Here is a 16,420-nt window from a genome sequence, read left to right on the forward strand (position 1 = left end):
CTCACTCTCACTCTCACTCTCACTCTCAGTCTTCAGTCACAGTTAAGAAACTGAAGACTGCGACTGAAAACTTATTTCTTAGCTTCGTCGATACGTTTCTGGATCAAATCCCAGGCGTAATAGTGAAACGTCATTCCGTTGCTCATGGCTACGAAAAGACCGTTTTTGAAGTTTCCTCCTAAATTTACGCTGGTAACATCGGCACCATCACATTCAATAGTCGATGTTGGAATTTCTGCCAATAGAGGATAATCGTTCGGGTTTCCTTTTGCGCCTTCTCTTGGATACACCATAAAAGTATTCGCTTGCTGGTTGGATACTAAAATATATCCGGTAGAATCTGTTTTTTTATAAATAGCGATTCCTTCGTTATCTGCTTTGAAACCTGTTTTTCCAAAAAGGGCTATCTCTTTATTGTCATTTAAAGCAGGATCAGCTTTGTATTTTCTAATTCCGAATTGTTCGTCGCAATACAAAACAGTTCCTAATTCGTTATCAACGGCAATGGCTTCGATTTCTTTTTTTCCGCTATAAGCTCCAAACTTTCTAACCACTTTTGCTGTAGCAAATTTCCCGTTTCCGGAAAGTTCGTATTGCCATAAATAACTTCCTGACGGTCCTGATTTTCGGCCTATAATAGCAAAGATTTTACCATCGCTTTTTCGGGTATACAAGGCAATTCCCATTGGATCGCGTAATTCTTCACCTTCAAAAACAGCAATTCCGCCATTATCAATTGCTTTTAGATCCGGTAAACTAAAAACTCTTATTTTGTTCGATTCACGTTCTGTGGTTATGGCAACATCTACTTTTTTTCCGTCAATAATTAAACCGTAAGCGATGTCAACATTATTCGGGCGTTTTAAAACTTCTGATTTTGCAACGATTTTCCCTTTTAAATCAAAGGCATACAAACCGCCGTCGGTATCTTTATCTGTTCCTACGATAATACTTTTAGAAGCATCTGTTGGATGAATCCAGATCGAAGGATCGTCTGTATCGTGAGGTAAAGCTTCGGTAACCACTGTAGGTTTTACTGCATTTGCAGCAACGGGAGCAAGTTTGTCATCTTTACAAGCGATGAATAAAGTACTTAAAAGTAAAAAAGCTATTATAGATTTATTTTTCATTATGGATTTCATTTAATAAAACTAGACAGAACCGCTAAGTTCTGTCTAATTTAAGCATTTTATAAATTGATTATTACAAGTCAAGTTTCAAACCAAAATTATATCTGGCCTGATAGTACTCTGCTTGTTTGGTATGCGCCTCAACTCCTTGGTAGTAACGTAAAGGCTGGTTAGTTAAATTGTTGGCTTCGGCAAAAAGACGAAGTTTAGGAGTAATCTTGTAAGAAGCATTGGCATCTAAGAAAAATTGTTTGTCGTAGTAACTGTCTTTATAAGATTCTGAACCTAATTCATCTAAATAATCTGAAGTGAAATTTGTCGAAACTCTGGCAGAAAAACGTTTATTTTCCCAAGACAATGATCCGTTGAACATATGTGGCGTTGTACCCGGAAGACTGATGTTGTTTCTTTCGTTTCCGTCTTCATCGGCAATTCCTTTTGCTTTAGATTTTGTGTAGGTATAGTTCAAATAAATACCAAATCCTTTCAGGAATTTACCAGGAAGAAAATCTAACTGACGTTGAAAAGCCACTTCGAAACCATAAACATCAACCGTATCTCCGTTTCTTGATTGCAGGAACGACCAGTTTTCTCCCGCTGGAATTGGATTAGTCTGATTAGGGAAATCAGCAGCAAATTTTGCAGCATCATACTGATTATCGCTATAATTGTAGATAAAATTATCTAATTTTTTATAGAAAACTCCTCCTGAAATTAAACCAACAGATTTAAAATAATTCTCGGCCATGAAATCATAGTTGTAAGAGTAAGTTGCCTCAAGATCAGGATTTCCTGCTGTAATTTCTTTATCGGCAGCAATATTGTTTACATAAGGAGCCAATGCATAATAGTTTGGTCTTGCCAAAGCCGTTGTAACAGCAGCTCTTAAAACTAAATCTTTGGTAGCATTATATTGTAAAGAGATACTTGGCAATAAATTGGTATAAGAGTTTTTTGTGTTGATTTGGCTTTCTAATTCTTCTTCATCCAAAACGCGGTTTCCGGTGTAATCTATATGAGTGTTTTCAACCCTGAAACCTAAAACCATTGATAGTTTATCATTAAAATCCTGATCCCATCTTACGTAAGCAGCATAAATACTTTCTTTGGCATTATAATTTACTGCTAAATATTCTGCAGGATCTGATGTTTTATCAAATAATGTTGAATTGTTTAAATCTAAACTTCCTAAAAAGCTTGCAGAGGCGAAAATTCCCGGAACATATTTACTACCCGGATTAAAGTTTTTTCCATCATAATAATTAGTAGGTACTTCAGATAATAATTCCATTCCGTCGTTGATTGGCTCGTAAGAATAGAACATATTATTTCTTTCCTTTTCTTTTAATCGAAGTCTTAATCCGGTTCTTAATCGTCCTTTTTCAGATGGAATAATGGTAAAAGGAAAACGAATATTAACCTTTGCTCCAAATTCGCTTTCGCTCGTTTCATCTGTGTTTTCTGTAACGGAGTCAAATTTGAATTTATCTGTAGATTCTCCAACTGTTGTCATCAAAGGAAATCGGATATCAGATAAATCTTCTGTCATTTCAAGACCTTTTTGACGGTATTCGATATAACGCTCCTGCGGACGATATTCTCTTGCTTTTGCATAGTTTGCTGACCAGTCTAAATCTAATTTAGAGTTGATTAAATGTTCTCCGCGAATCGAATAATTCTGCACACGCTGATCTTCTAATCTTCTGTTTTTATTACGATCATTGTCAACTCCACCTTTTATCTGGCGTTTTACACGACCTTCAAAACCTGTAATTTGTTCGCCGTTATAAATAGGTTCAATATCGTCATAAGTCGTTCTAAAACGGTTTTCTCTGTCGTCTCTCCAGTTATAAATGGCATTGGCAAAAATGGTATTGTTTTCATCAAACTTATAATCTAAAGCTACAGATCCGCTGCGACGAATACGTTGTACATCATATTTTCTAATTTCTGAAGCTTGCAGGTACTCATTCCCGAATTTATCTTTTACCCATTCGTTTTCGATATTATCAGATCCGTAGTTTACGTTATTGTAAGATCCGCTAAAAACAGCTCCCAACTTATTATCTAAAAAACGATTTCCATAAACCAATCCTGCTGTATAAGTAGCGTGTTCGCGAATTGGCATATAGCCACCCGCAAGAGTTGCCGAGATTCTTTCACCATTTGGAGTTGCTCTTGTTACTAAATTTACAGAACCTCCAATAGCATCAGCATCCATATCTGAAGTCAGGGTTTTGTTAACTTCGATAGTCGAAATCATATCAGACGGAATTAAATCCATTTGAACGTTTCTGTTATCTCCTTCTGCAGACGGGATTCTGTCACCATTTAAAGTTACCGAGTTCAATGACGGAGCTAAACCTCTAATAATAATGTTACGTGCTTCACCCTGATCGTTTTGCATGGTGATACCCGGAACACGTTTTAAAGCGTCTCCAACATTGGCATCAGGGAAACGCCCCATTTGGTCAGATGAAATAATGTTTCCGATATTTTTACTGTTTTTTTGTTGGTTCAACGCTTTGGCCTGACCTTTTAAAATGTCTCCAACAACCACTTCGTTCAATTCAGTTCCCGAAGTTTTAAGTGCAAAATCAATTACGTTATTTTTGCCTTGTTCTACAGTAATTTCCTGTGTAATGGCGGTATATCCTATATATTTTACTTCTACTTTGTATGTTCCTACATTAATGTTCAATAATTCAAAACGACCATTATAATCTGAAACTGTGTATTTGTTTTCGCCTACAATTTGAATCATTGCTCCTGGTAAAGGAAGTTTGTCATCAACATCTAATACTTTTCCTGAGATTATGGCTTTTTGGGCATAACCCGAAAAGGCCAATAGCATGAATGTTACTACTAAATAAATTTTTTTCATTGTGTTTTAGTTTGTTTTGTTGCGAAACTAGAACCTTAATGTTATTAAAGACGTTGGAAAAAATTAAGGTAGTGTTATGATTCCCTCCTAACATTAGAAATAGATTAATGTTAAAATAACATTTAATAAAAATGAAATTTTTATGAGCGCAACAGAAAACAAATCAACTATTTAACACAGAATTAAATTTTTGGCGCTAAATTTGCCCTATCAATCATAATCAAAAATCATCAATCATGCTTAAACAATTTTTTATCCTGTGTTCAGGAGCTGATCGTGACCTGCTCGAAGGTTGCTCAGAAGGCGAACAAACCAAATATGTTGGTATTGGCGCCACGGTTTTCTTTACTGCCGTTATGGCTTTTTTGGCCAGTGCTTATGCGCTTTTTACTGTTTTTGACTCTATTTATCCGGCTGTCGCTTTTGGATTTGTCTGGAGTTTACTTATTTTTAATCTGGACCGATTTATTGTTTCGACGATTAAAAAAAGAGATCGTTTTTTTGATGAATTTCTGCAAGCGACTCCCCGAATTATGTTGGCCGTTATTATTGCTATCGTAATTTCGAAACCTTTGGAGATTAAAATTTTCGAAAAAGAAATCAATACCGTTTTATTGAAGGAAAAAAATGAAATGGAATTGGCCAATAAAAAACAAGTGGGTAATTATTTCAAATCAGATTTAGATAAAAATAAAGCTGAAATTGCGGCTTTAAAAACAGATATTGTGAACAAAGAAAAAGAAGTAAATGCACTTTATTCTACTTATATCACAGAAGCTGAAGGGACTACCGGAACTAAAAAACTCGGAAAAGGTCCTGTTTATAAAGAAAAGCGAGAAAAACACGATGCCGCATTAAAAGAATTTGAAACTCTAAAAGCGACTAATGAAGCTAAAATTGCCGAGAAAGAAAAAGCAGGCAAACAATTACAAGCCGATTTAGATAAAAAAGTATCGCAAACTCAACCCATCATTGAAGGTTTTGATGGTTTAATGGCGCGTATAAACGCATTGGATAAATTGCCGTGGTTGCCGTCATTCTTTATTATGTTGTTGTTTCTGGCGATCGAAACGTCTCCAATTATTGCGAAACTTTTAGCTCCAAAAGGCGAATTCGATTTTAAACAAGAAGAAGCCGAAACTGCGATGAAAGCAACTTTGGCACAAAACAAATACCAACGTGATTTATTAGTAAAAACCAGTGCCGAAATGCATGATAAAGTTTATGCTGATATCGCCGAAGATAAAAATCTATACGATCTGCAGCGTAAAAATGCAACGGAGTTATTAGAACTGCAATCGAATAGTTTTGTTGAAAAGCAGAAAGCAACTTTGTAAAAAGGCTTAATCGCAAAGGAATGCGCAAAGTTCGCAAGTTTATATAAAGAAAAACCATCAGCTATAAAACTGATGGTTTTTTTCTTTGCGAACCTTGCGTAAAATCCTTGCGCCCTCTTTGCGGTTAGATTATTACATATAGCTCAATATTTCTTTTTTGTAAGCATCATATTCACCTTGCATGATTAAACCATTATCAAGCAATTTTTTATAATTCTGTAATTTATCAAAAAGTTCTTCTTTAGATAAATCACTTAATTTACGATCTCCTGTTGCAGGTTGTGCTGGCTGAATTGGCTCATAAGTTTCTGTATAAGATGGAGTAGCAGCCGGCATAATTTCAGCATAATTGGTTACTTCTTCCGTTTCAACTTCTTCCACTTCATCTTCAATATCGTCTTCTTCTTCAACAACTTGTGCTGTTTCTGCAATTGGAGTTTCGGCAATAATAGGATTTTTTATTAAATCCAATTGCTCTTTTGCGTAAGTATATATTTTTCTGGCCTGAATTTTCGGAATGTAATCAATCGAAATAGAAAAATCAGTATTGGTATTAAATGAGAATTCAGAACCTAAAATATTTTCTTTTACAAAAGCACCCGCAACATTATCCCAGGTATAATCTGTAAAATCCATTGAAAGGCCTAAATTTTTAGGTTGACAAATAATGATTCGTTTGTTTGTTAATACAATACTATCAGGAAAAACAGTAATTGCCGGTTTTTTTTGAACGGCAATATATCCAATTTCTTCACCTTTCATCAATAAATCATTGAGTTTTGAAGTGACTTTTTCAATCGCTTTTGGATCTTGTTCTTCGTTCAGAAATTTTTTAAATTGTTCTTTCATGGTTTAATAAAGTTGCTGAGTTACCAGGTAACTGAGTTGCTAAGTTTTTTGACTGACATTGCAAATGTAATGCCTAATTTTCTAATTCAATAATTTCATTCTGAATTTTCTTTGTCAAACTTTTGAAAACCAATTCATACGAATGATCGATTAATTCTTTGACCAAGGTATTCGATAAATTTCCGTTTAAGGCAATCGTATTCCAATGCACTTTGCTCATATGGAATCCCGGTTTTATCTCATCATATTCGGCTCTCAGTTCCTGGGCACGTTCCGGATCGCATTTTAAATTGACTGAAGGTTCATTTTTTTCCCATTGTGATAAGGAAGATAAGGTAAACATTTTTCCGCCCACCTTAAAAACCAAAGTATCTTCATCAAAAGGAAAATGTTCGCTAACTCCTTTTTTCGAAAGACAATATTCGTAAAATGTTTCTAGATTCATCTTATTTTATTTACCAATTTCACCTAAATGTGTGTATTTAAAACCTTTCTCGTATTTTAAACCGTAACCAAAAATTCGATCCATTGCAGAATGTGAAAATAAAATAATTCCGGCTAATTGAATCGTTTGAATACTTAAATAACATCCTAAAGCATAAGTTAAAAGTGCAATCCCTTTATGATGAAATACATTATAAAAAAATGCACCGCTTTTATTCCCAAAAAGATAGCCCAGCATAGACAAATCCGGCGCTAAAATTAAAACCAAAAACCACCACCAATCAAAATTTAAGCGGTTGAATAAAAAGATTCCCAGAATAAATAAAGCCGCTTCTTCGAGTTTGATTATTGTTTTCATTATACTTTTTTCTCCATTAATTTTTCGGGATGTTCCAATTGAGTAAAACCAAATTTACGATATAAAAAGTGCGCATCAGTTGTAGCCAATCTCCAAATTTGAATGTTCTTAAGAATGTGTTCGTTCATCATATTTTCGATTAAAATAGACGAATATCCTTTTCCGCGATGTTCCTCGGTGATAAACACATCCATTACATAGCCAAAAACGACATAATCTGTAATCACTCTGGCAAAGCCAATCTGTTTATCGTTCAGGTAAATTCCAAAACAAACCGAAGCATCAATTGTAGTCTGAACTTCTTCGATAGTTCTTCCCGCAGCCCAATAAATATCCTTGAGGAAATTTTGTATAAACGGAACTTCAAGTTTGGTTTTGTCTGTAGATACGGTGATCATTTTAATTTTAGATTTTAGATTTCAGAATTTAGATTTTTTGCAGAAGTAGAATCTAAAATCTAAAATCTACAATTTTGTATAATATCGGTTTACTCGGACTTGCATCATTTTCAAACGAAGCGATTTGTAAATTTAGTATATAGTCTCCATCTTCAATTTCGTCCGGAACATAAATCATTTCGGTAATTGTTGCATTCAAACGTGCATCTGGATTTAGGTTTAAAGTGTCTTTTACATTCCAAAATGCTTTATGGGCTAATAATTTTCCTTCGTCATGCTCTTTGTCAACACTTGGCAAATCGATTAGCAAATGTTGAATTTCGCTTTCGCGGATGAAAATCGCGGCTTCTTCAGACAAATAAGGCGGATTTGTATTGGAGTATTTTCGGGACTTTTTGTCTTTGTGATTTGGAAGTGTTCTGATAATAAGAGCTTCAGTTGTCACACTGAGCGAAGTCGAAGTGCGCATTGCTTTTTCAACTAGTTCTTTTGTAATCATCCAATCATCACCAACTTTTTCTGGCTCAACCGTAATCAGTTTTGCAAAAAAGAAAAACTGCTTCAAAGATTGATTGATACTGTAAAAATCATTCGTTATATGTCCTAAGCATTCCGTATGCGTTCCGTGCCCATGCGGATTGAAAAAGATATTATTGAAATTCGTCGATGATTTTCCCTCAGAAACTTTCCCAATCCAATCTCCAAAAACGACCGGTTCAATTACCGGTTTTTCTATGTACCATGCAATCGGATTTTCATCTGTATTCGTTAACGGAATCGAAATATCAATGGGTTTTGATAGGTCTATTTCGAAGTTGTTGATTTTTGCTAACATATTATTTAACCCCAAGGTTCGCTAAGGTTTACGCAAAGGGCGCAAAGTTTTTTAAAGATTGTTTACAATTCTTCTAATGCCGTTTTTTATTAAAGCTACATTGAAAATTATTAATAAGCCTAATTTACAATTTGTTAATTTTAAATAGGTTAATAATTGAGCAAAATGAACTTCATTTAAAACATCAACAGATTTTATTTCCAAAATTAATTTATTTTCAACTATAATGTCTAGTCGATAACCAATATCTAGTTTTACTTCTTCGTAAATTAAAGGTAAAGGTTTTTGTTTTTCAATTTCTAAGCCTAACTTTTTTAATTCGTAAAAAAGACATTCCTCATAAGTGCTTTCCAAAAGTCCAGGTCCCAAAGTTTGATGAACTTTTAAAGCACAGTTAAATACAATTCTTGATAATTCATTTTCTCACATGAGTATTAATTTTAAATTTAAAAACTCAAATGTGGTATTTAAAATATTTACGCAAATTTATTCTTATAAAAAAATAAATAGCGTTCTTTGCGTAAATCTTAGCGAACCTTGCGGTTAAGCTCTCATTCTAAATTTAGATAAAATAAATCTGAAGCAATTCCATCCGTTAAAAATTTTCCTTTTGCGGTTGGTTTTATAATGTTATTTTCGATGAAAAGCAAATCATCATCCAAGAATTTCTGACTTTGATTTGTTAGATAATCAAGATATTCTACGCCAAATTCAGTTTCAATTCTTTCTAACGAAACGCCCCAAATGGTTCGTAATCCTGTCATAATATATTCGTTATAACGATCAGAAATGGTTAGGGTTTCAGTTTCGATTGGAAGTTCATCATTTTGAATCGACTTTAAGTAAAGCGAATTATTCGCTACATTCCAGCCTCTTTTTTCGCCATTATAGCTATGTGCCGAAGGCCCAATTCCGATATATTTTTTTCCCAACCAATAGGCTGAATTGTTTTTAGAAAAATAATTCTCCTTCCCAAAATTGGATAATTCGTAATGAATAAAGCCATTTTTTTGAAGCGTTTCAACCAAAATCATAAAATGGTTTGAAGCTACTTCGTCTTCTGGTTCAGCGATTTTCCCGGTATCGATTAGTTTTCTTAAAGCCGTTTTAGGTTCAACCGTCAAAGCATAACTCGATATATGCGGAATACCAAAAGATAATGCCGTTTCGATATTTTTCCTCCACATTTCATCTGTTAGTCCCGGAATCCCGTAAATTAAATCGAGTGAGATATTATCAAAATATTTTGTTGCTTCTGTTAAACAATTTATGGCTTCCTCCGAATTATGCGCACGATTCATCATTTTTAAATCTTCTTCATAAAAAGACTGAATCCCTATGCTTAAGCGGTTTATGGGGCTTTTAGATAATTCCAGAATTCGTTCGGTCGATAAATCATCCGGATTGGCTTCGAGTGTAATTTCGGGATTTTCGACAACACTATAATTTTTATAAACTTCTGAAATTAAAAATTTTATTTCGTCATTTGTCAAAACAGAAGGTGTTCCACCACCAAAATAAATGGTTTCTACCATTTCAGTTGAAAACTCATTTTTGCGCATGGCAATTTCTTTGGCTAAAGCCAAAACCATATCGTCTTTCTTTTTCATAGAAGTCGAAAAATGAAAGTCGCAATAATGGCAAGCTTGCTTGCAGAATGGTATATGAATATATATTCCTGACATTTTTTAATTAGATAATAGGGGTAATTAGAAAATTAGATAATTCTTTTCGTGTCTGTAAAATTTTCTAATTATCAAATTGGCACATTGATTCATTTTCTAATTTTATCTTCGTTTTGTTTTACAAAAGCATCCCAACCCGTATAACTTTTTCCGGCAACGATTTTTCCCGAGTTAAAGAAATGACAAACTGCAGCCGCCAACCCATCGGTTGAATCTAGGTTTTTAGGTAATTCTTTTAGGCCTAAAAGTTGTTGCAGCATTTTGGCGACTTGTTCCTTGCTGGCATTTCCGTTTCCGGTAATCGCCATTTTTATCTTTTTAGGTTCGTACTCAGTAATCGGAATATCTCTCGAAAGTCCTGCTGCCATTGCAACACCTTGGGCACGACCCAACTTTAACATCGATTGCACGTTTTTACCAAAGAAAGGTGCTTCAATCGCAATCTCGTCAGGATTGTGCGTTTCGATTAGTTCAATGGTACGCTCAAAAATGATTTTTAGTTTTTGGTAATGATTGTCATATTTAGACAATTGCAATTCGTTCAATTGCAAAAATTCCATTTTTTTATTGATGACTTTTATCAATCCAAAACCCATAATGGTGGTTCCGGGGTCAATACCTAATATGATGCGTTCTTTTGTCAAGTTTTTTAATTTAAATAAGAGAATTTCTTTTCAACTTCTTCCTTAGAGATATTCTCTTTAATTATTTTCTTTTTATTATTTATAATGAAATACTTTCCATTTTTTAAAACATAAAATTCATCTACTTCCTTTTTTGCAGCAAAGGCTAAATCTGTATATATTTTTTCATACTCAAGAGGTATTATACTTTTATTATTAATGTTTACGACGCCATATTCGCCATTTTTAGAAAGAATAATTTTGTTATTATCGATGTAAAACAAACTATCATAAATAACCGGAATCACAGTTTTTCCTTCTTTGGTAATCAAACCATTCTTATTGTTTTTGCTAACAAAATGATAATTAGAACCTGGACCATATTCGACCCAATTTGACATTTTACTATATTCAAAAGGAATAACTATTCTTCCTAATCTATTTATAACGCCATATTTATTATTTTGTTTAGCTATGAAAAAGTTTTTATTGTCATAAAAACAAGGAGATAAATCCTGATAATCGAAATTTAAAATTGTTTTTAAATTTTTACTAATAATTCCGGCTTTGTTGTTTTTGCTTATGATATAATAATCGAGATCTTTCCCAGTCATTATTGCATCATTGTCTATTGGATATAAAATTTGGTTAAATGAACTAATAATACCAGATTTTCCTTTGAGTTCGACTACTGTATTTGCTGTTCCGTTAAAATCTTGAATTACATCATACATGAAAGGAATAATTATTTGTCCTTGAGCATCAACTACGCCATATTGTTTTTTAAAATTCTGAATGATATAAACTCTATAATTTTTTTTGCGCAGACGACTAAAATCAAAGCGGTAATCTTTTATTTTGTCATAGATTTTATTTCCGCTTTTATCCAGTAAAGTAATATAATTTTTATTTTTTCCTTCGAAGATTTCAGATTCATGGTAATCTTCTTCGGGATGTTCTAATGTATCATATTCCGGTTTGACTATTTCTTTTCCAAATTCATTTATAATTCCATATTTGTGATTTTTAGAAACAATTGCAATTCTATTTTGATTGAATCTTTCTCCGGAATCATATTTTCCAAAAGGAATTACTTCTTTTAAATTTTTATCTAAATATGCGGTTTGACGATTTTTTCTAACCAAAATCAATCCGTTTCTCCAAAAAGTACTTCCATTTTCTCCTTTTAAACTAATGTCCGTTACAAAAATTTCATCATATATAAAATCTGTTTTTTGTTTTCCCTTATAATCGAAAAATGCCCATTTCCCTTTTTTGTTCAATGTAATTAAACTGTCAAATGTAGCTTCATTGACATTTTGATAATTGATTGAAATTATCTCTTTTCCTGTTTGATTTATAAATCCAAACTTATTATTTTTTTCTACAAGTGCTAATCCAGAGTTTGTAAAATCGCTATTATTATCAAATTGAATAGGGATTACTATTTTTCCTTTTCTATTTACGAAACCATACTTACCATTTTTTTTGACTGAAGCCAATTCATGATTAAATAGATCAATGTCATCATATTCGAAAGGAACTATAATTTTTTGATTAATATCAATATAACCATGTTTATTGCCTAATTCAGCTAATATCATTCCTTTCTCATCAATAGGATTTAAAAAATTATATTTTCCTAAAGGGATAATAGAATTTCCTTTTTCATCATTAAATCCCCAAGAATTTTCTCCCATGATTCTAATATATGTTCTAGGTTGGTTTTTAGAGTCAACTTTATTACATGAATAGAATAGGAAGGATACTAGGAATATTTTAATGAATAGTTTTATCATATTTTGATATGGATAATCGATGATTTTAATCTTTAGAAAAACGAATATTATTCGTACTCAAATTGATTACTTTTACGGCATGATTTCAATTCCTCACAAAGCTAAACAATTCCTAGTTCTTCTGATCAAACTTTTGATTGTAGGTGGTGCATTTTATTTTATTTATAATCAGTTAGCAAATAATGACAAACTCGATTGGCAAAAGTTCATTAAGCTGTTTCGCAAAAATCAATCGGTTTTAGGGATTGGGTTTATATTGCTTTTGAGTGTTTTGAATCGTTATTTCGAGATTTTGAAATGGCAGAATCTGGCCAAAGTAATTCACGAAATCTCATTAGGAGAAGCTACAAAGCAAGTTCTGGCGGCACTTACGGCAGGAATTTTTACGCCAAATGGTGTGGGAGAGTACGCAGGAAAAGCATTGTTTTATCCGAAATCTGAAGCTAAACAAGTAGTTTTTCTGAATTTGATTTGCAATGGAATCCAAATGATCTTGACGGTGATTTTTGGGCTTTTTGGCTTATTGTATTTTAATGCTAAATACGAGGTGATTACGACTCAAACGGTTGCCATTTTATTTGGAGGTTTTGTATTGCTTTTTATTGTTTTGTTTTCATTAAAGAAGATAAAAATCAAAGGATATTCGATCGAAAAGTTATTGCATAAAATCAATGAAATTCCAAAACCAATTCATCGTAAAAATATTGTTTTAGGAATTTTGCGTTATTTGGTTTTCTCGCATCAATATTACGTTTTGTTTCTCGCTTTTGATGTCGATTTGCCTTATTTTACTTTGATTGCTACAATTACTGTGGTTTATTTTTTGGCTTCATCATTACCCACTTTTCAGTTTCTGGATTTTGCAGTAAAAGGAAGTGTTGCCATATATTTCTTCGGAATTTTAGGTGTAAACGAATGGATTGTGGTTTTTATCAGTACTTTGATGTGGTTTCTTAACGTCGTATTGCCAGTAGTTATTGGTGCTTATTATGTGCTGAATTTCAAAACGAAAGCTGTAGAATGATCTGGTTTTTATTTTTCATATTATCTATCTATGTAATTACGATAGGCTTACTTATTTATGGTTTTACCAAAGTAAAGAACTATCAAAAAGAAGACTTAAAACCGCGAACCAGTTTTACAATTATAGTTCCGTTCAGGGATGAAGAAGAGAATTTGCCAAACCTTTTGCAAAGCTTTTCAAACTTAAATTATCCGAAGAATTTATTCGAAGTAATTTTAGTGGATGACAATTCTAGCGAAAAAATCCAAATTTTAAATTCCAAATTCCAGGTTTTTATAATCGATAATATTAGAGTTTCGAATTCTCCTAAAAAAGATGCCATTGCTACAGCGATGCAACACATAAAAACCAAGTGGGTGATTACTACTGATGCTGATTGCCTGGTGCCTAAAAACTGGCTTCTAACATTTGATAATTATATTCAGCAACATGATGTCTCGATACTTGCGGGCGCAGTTACTTATCAATGCGAGAATTCATTTCTGGATCATTTTCAACAATTAGATTTAACGAGTTTACAAGGAGCAACAATAGGAAGTTTTGGGCTTGGCAACGCTTTTATGTGTAACGGAGCTAATTTTGCCTACACGAAATCTTTGTTCGAAAAGCTAAATGGGTTTGACGGAAATAATAAAATTGCCAGTGGCGATGATGTTTTTTTATTGCAAAAAGCGGCCAATTTATTTCCGGATAAAGTTGATTATCTAAAAGCAAAAGAGGCTATTGTAATTACAAAACCAACAGAAAACTGGAAGTCTTTATTTTATCAACGAGTGCGTTGGGCAGCAAAAACAAGTTCGTATCAAAGTAATTTCGGAAAGGTTTTAGGGTTGATTGTTTTGTTTGGAAATCTGGGTTTTGTTATTGGATTTTTATTTTGTGTTTTAGCGATTTGGCCTTGTCCTTTTTTTGTTTTATTAGCCTTTTCTAAGTTTATAATCGATTTTATCCTGCTTTATAAAACGAATCAGTTTTTGACTAAAACCAGAATAAAAAGCCTGGTTTTAAGTAGTTTGCTATATCCTTTCTTTAGTTCGACTGTCGCTTTGTATAGTTTATTTGGGACTTATGAATGGAAGGGGAGAAGATTTAGAAATTAAATTCCAATCCCGAAGGCTTGCGATAAATTCCAAATTCCAATGGAAAACGTATACTATTATGAACGCTAAGTGGCACGCGGATGATACGGATTCGCTTTGCGAAAGCACGGATTTGGGCGGATTTTTTGTAATGTTTTATTTTGAAAATCGTCTAAGTTCAATCTTTGTTGAATTACACGTGCCGTATTTTGTTAGTACGATGACATAAAATAAGAAAAAGAAATCTGCGCAGATCTGTTTAAATCCGTAAAACCTGCGTGCTATAAATCACAAAGATGAAAAAAATTACTCTTTCCCTTTTTCTTTAAGAATAACAGGCAAAATAAATTGGGTTTTTACCGGAAGTCCGCGTTTTAGGGCAGGATTTATTTTTGGGAAATCGACCAAACGCGCTTGCAAAATACTATCGATTTTGATGGTATCGTAAGCAACGGAGTCTTTAGGAAATTGCGGTTCGAATTTCATTGTTGAATTAGGGAAAACCGTTACTTTTACCTGAATCGTATCGAGTTCAGGATACAGTATAGAAAGTGTATCGATGTCTAGTTTTTGCTGAATAAGCTGTGCCATTACCTGAAAAAAGCATTGTTGGCGTTGTTTTTTATCAGCGATTTTTTCGCAATTTGCTACTGATGGATATTCGTCGACTTCTTTCCAATTGATCGATTTTAATTCTTTTTGAAGTAACTCTTTTTCAGACGGAACCTGCTTGTCAATATATTGACAAGAATTGAAAGATAAGATAACTAAAAAAAGGAAAAACTGCTTCAAGATTTTGATGTTGAATTGAATAAACTGATTATGGTATAAAAATACGATTATTTTTTTTGAGAAGCTTTGTATTGCAGATAATCTTCATAGCTTTCTGAAAGCCATTGTTCTTTATTTTGCGCTGCAACTTCTTTTTGGTCAGGATATAAAGAAGACAAGCGATCAGAAAATGTAGCGATTTGAACCGTGTAATTGTAAAATTCTTTTCTGGTTAAAACAACATTTGCATCATTTTTACGATTAAAGTATTCAAAGAAAAGGGCATCAAATTCTTTCATAGAAAAATTGAGAACTTTTTTCTTATTACTTTTATAGATGCTATCCTGAATTAATTGATCGTCGACAGACAGTTTTTTAACTTGCGCATAAGCAGTATCGTTGATTGAAATAATCAAGGAAATAAATAATGCGATTTGTAAAAGTCTGCGCATTGACTGGATTTACTAAAGAGTTTGTAGGTGCTAAATTACAAAAAAATATATGGATTTACTATTGTTGTTACTTGGTTTTATATGCATGATCGTGGGCATTTTTGGTAGTTTTCTGCCTGTCTTGCCTGGCTTGACCAGTTGTTGGGTGGGGCTTTTATTGCTGTACATGACAAAAGCGGTAGAGAATAATTATTGGGTTCTGGGTATTACCCTTGTGATCACGATAATAATAACGGTTCTCGATTATGTGATTCCGGCAAAAGGAACCAAAAAATTTGGAGGAAGTTCGTACGGAATCTGGGGAACCAATATTGGGTTAATTGTTGGTATTCTGGCACCTATACCTTTTGGAGTTATTATTGGTCCTTTTGTGGGGGCTTTTGTGGGCGAAATAATTTATGATTCAAAAAATCACAAACGAGCGCTAAAGGCTGCAACGGGATCTTTACTTGGTTTTTTGGCCTCTAGTTTTATCAATTTTATGTTTTGTATTATTTTTCTAGGCATATTTTTGAGTGTCACATGGGAATATCGAAACTTTTTGTTTTAATTGTGTAACAATTATTTAGCTTTTTTCTTATTTTTTGGTTTTTTTGTTAAAATTTACAAAAAAATAATTCTACTTTGATTTGATAAAGAAAGGGTTATGTTTACTGACGCGAGCAGTTTTTTTTGTTAAACAACTGTTAATCGATCGCTCAGGTATTTTACTTATTTTTTGGAAATGTTAAAATATTTTATATTTTTATCCT

The 16,420-nt window shown here is 33.1% G+C and carries 17 protein-coding genes; 4 read left to right on the forward strand and 13 right to left on the reverse strand.

Going from position 1 to position 16,420, the window contains the following annotated elements; all coding sequences use genetic code 11:
• Positions 1-71: 71 nt before the first annotated feature.
• Both IRZ78_RS24420 and IRZ78_RS24425 read right to left on the reverse strand, forming a co-directional pair.
• Positions 72-1,130: a phytase gene (locus IRZ78_RS24420; RefSeq protein WP_194619895.1), complete on the reverse strand. Its 1,059-nt coding sequence runs from the start codon at positions 1,128-1,130 to the stop codon at positions 72-74.
• A gap of 73 nt (positions 1,131-1,203) precedes the next feature.
• On the reverse strand, positions 1,204-4,014 hold the full coding sequence (locus tag IRZ78_RS24425) for a TonB-dependent receptor (protein WP_194619897.1): 2,811 nt from the start codon (positions 4,012-4,014) through the stop codon (positions 1,204-1,206).
• Positions 4,015-4,250: 236 nt separating this feature from the next.
• Between IRZ78_RS24425 and IRZ78_RS24430 the strand changes: the two genes are divergently transcribed.
• Complete coding sequence (locus IRZ78_RS24430) at positions 4,251-5,351, forward strand: DUF4407 domain-containing protein (RefSeq protein ID WP_194619899.1); 1,101 nt, start codon at positions 4,251-4,253, stop codon at positions 5,349-5,351.
• A gap of 132 nt (positions 5,352-5,483) precedes the next feature.
• Here the strand turns inward: IRZ78_RS24430 and IRZ78_RS24435 are convergent, their stop codons facing one another.
• The 9 genes from IRZ78_RS24435 to IRZ78_RS24475 form a co-directional block, all read right to left on the reverse strand.
• A complete protein-coding gene (locus IRZ78_RS24435; RefSeq protein ID WP_194619901.1) occupies positions 5,484-6,200 on the reverse strand; it encodes a PH domain-containing protein in 717 nt (238 codons plus the stop codon).
• A 73-nt stretch (positions 6,201-6,273) separates the two neighbouring features.
• The gene (locus IRZ78_RS24440; protein WP_194619903.1) at positions 6,274-6,645 is read right to left on the reverse strand and encodes an MmcQ/YjbR family DNA-binding protein; all 372 of its coding nucleotides are present in this window, start codon (positions 6,643-6,645) and stop codon (positions 6,274-6,276) included.
• Positions 6,646-6,651: 6 nt separating this feature from the next.
• Positions 6,652-7,002: a DUF4260 domain-containing protein gene (locus IRZ78_RS24445; protein ID WP_194619905.1), complete on the reverse strand. Its 351-nt coding sequence runs from the start codon at positions 7,000-7,002 to the stop codon at positions 6,652-6,654.
• Positions 7,002-7,400 (reverse strand): GNAT family N-acetyltransferase, encoded by a 399-nt coding sequence (locus IRZ78_RS24450; protein ID WP_194619907.1) that lies wholly within the window; start codon positions 7,398-7,400, stop codon positions 7,002-7,004. Before IRZ78_RS24450 ends, IRZ78_RS24445 begins: the two co-directional genes overlap by 1 nt.
• Positions 7,401-7,452: 52 nt before the next feature.
• On the reverse strand, positions 7,453-8,235 hold the full coding sequence (locus tag IRZ78_RS24455; RefSeq protein ID WP_194619909.1) for a cyclase family protein: 783 nt from the start codon (positions 8,233-8,235) through the stop codon (positions 7,453-7,455).
• 51 nt (positions 8,236-8,286) lie between these two features.
• Positions 8,287-8,640 carry a GxxExxY protein gene (locus IRZ78_RS24460; protein ID WP_347349849.1) on the reverse strand — a complete coding sequence of 118 codons (354 nt, stop codon included), beginning with the start codon at positions 8,638-8,640 and terminating at the stop codon, positions 8,287-8,289.
• A gap of 146 nt (positions 8,641-8,786) precedes the next feature.
• A complete protein-coding gene (gene hemW, locus IRZ78_RS24465; RefSeq protein ID WP_194619919.1) occupies positions 8,787-9,920 on the reverse strand; it encodes a radical SAM family heme chaperone HemW in 1,134 nt (377 codons plus the stop codon).
• An 89-nt stretch (positions 9,921-10,009) separates the two neighbouring features.
• The gene (gene ruvC, locus IRZ78_RS24470) at positions 10,010-10,564 is read right to left on the reverse strand and encodes a crossover junction endodeoxyribonuclease RuvC (RefSeq protein WP_099710470.1); all 555 of its coding nucleotides are present in this window, start codon (positions 10,562-10,564) and stop codon (positions 10,010-10,012) included.
• A gap of 5 nt (positions 10,565-10,569) precedes the next feature.
• The gene (locus tag IRZ78_RS24475; protein ID WP_194619921.1) at positions 10,570-12,342 is read right to left on the reverse strand and encodes a WG repeat-containing protein; all 1,773 of its coding nucleotides are present in this window, start codon (positions 12,340-12,342) and stop codon (positions 10,570-10,572) included.
• Positions 12,343-12,421: 79 nt separating this feature from the next.
• Here IRZ78_RS24475 and IRZ78_RS24480 point away from each other — a divergent pair, with 79 nt between their 5' ends.
• Positions 12,422-13,366: a lysylphosphatidylglycerol synthase domain-containing protein gene (locus IRZ78_RS24480; protein WP_194619988.1), complete on the forward strand. Its 945-nt coding sequence runs from the start codon at positions 12,422-12,424 to the stop codon at positions 13,364-13,366.
• The gene (locus IRZ78_RS24485; protein WP_194619923.1) at positions 13,363-14,466 is read left to right on the forward strand and encodes a glycosyltransferase; all 1,104 of its coding nucleotides are present in this window, start codon (positions 13,363-13,365) and stop codon (positions 14,464-14,466) included. The genes IRZ78_RS24480 and IRZ78_RS24485 overlap by 4 nt, the downstream gene beginning before the upstream one ends.
• 285 nt (positions 14,467-14,751) lie before the next feature.
• On the opposite strand, the gene IRZ78_RS24490 is transcribed toward IRZ78_RS24485, so the two are convergent.
• Both IRZ78_RS24490 and IRZ78_RS24495 read right to left on the reverse strand, forming a co-directional pair.
• On the reverse strand, positions 14,752-15,237 hold the full coding sequence (locus IRZ78_RS24490) for a hypothetical protein (RefSeq protein ID WP_194619925.1): 486 nt from the start codon (positions 15,235-15,237) through the stop codon (positions 14,752-14,754).
• Positions 15,238-15,284: 47 nt separating this feature from the next.
• A complete protein-coding gene (locus IRZ78_RS24495; RefSeq protein ID WP_194619927.1) occupies positions 15,285-15,668 on the reverse strand; it encodes a hypothetical protein in 384 nt (127 codons plus the stop codon).
• A gap of 49 nt (positions 15,669-15,717) precedes the next feature.
• Here IRZ78_RS24495 and IRZ78_RS24500 point away from each other — a divergent pair, with 49 nt between their 5' ends.
• On the forward strand, positions 15,718-16,218 hold the full coding sequence (locus tag IRZ78_RS24500) for a DUF456 domain-containing protein (protein WP_194619929.1): 501 nt from the start codon (positions 15,718-15,720) through the stop codon (positions 16,216-16,218).
• Positions 16,219-16,420 lie beyond the last annotated feature (202 nt).

Source organism: Flavobacterium sp. CSZ, assembly GCF_015350725.1.
In the GTDB taxonomy this organism is placed as follows: domain Bacteria; phylum Bacteroidota; class Bacteroidia; order Flavobacteriales; family Flavobacteriaceae; genus Flavobacterium.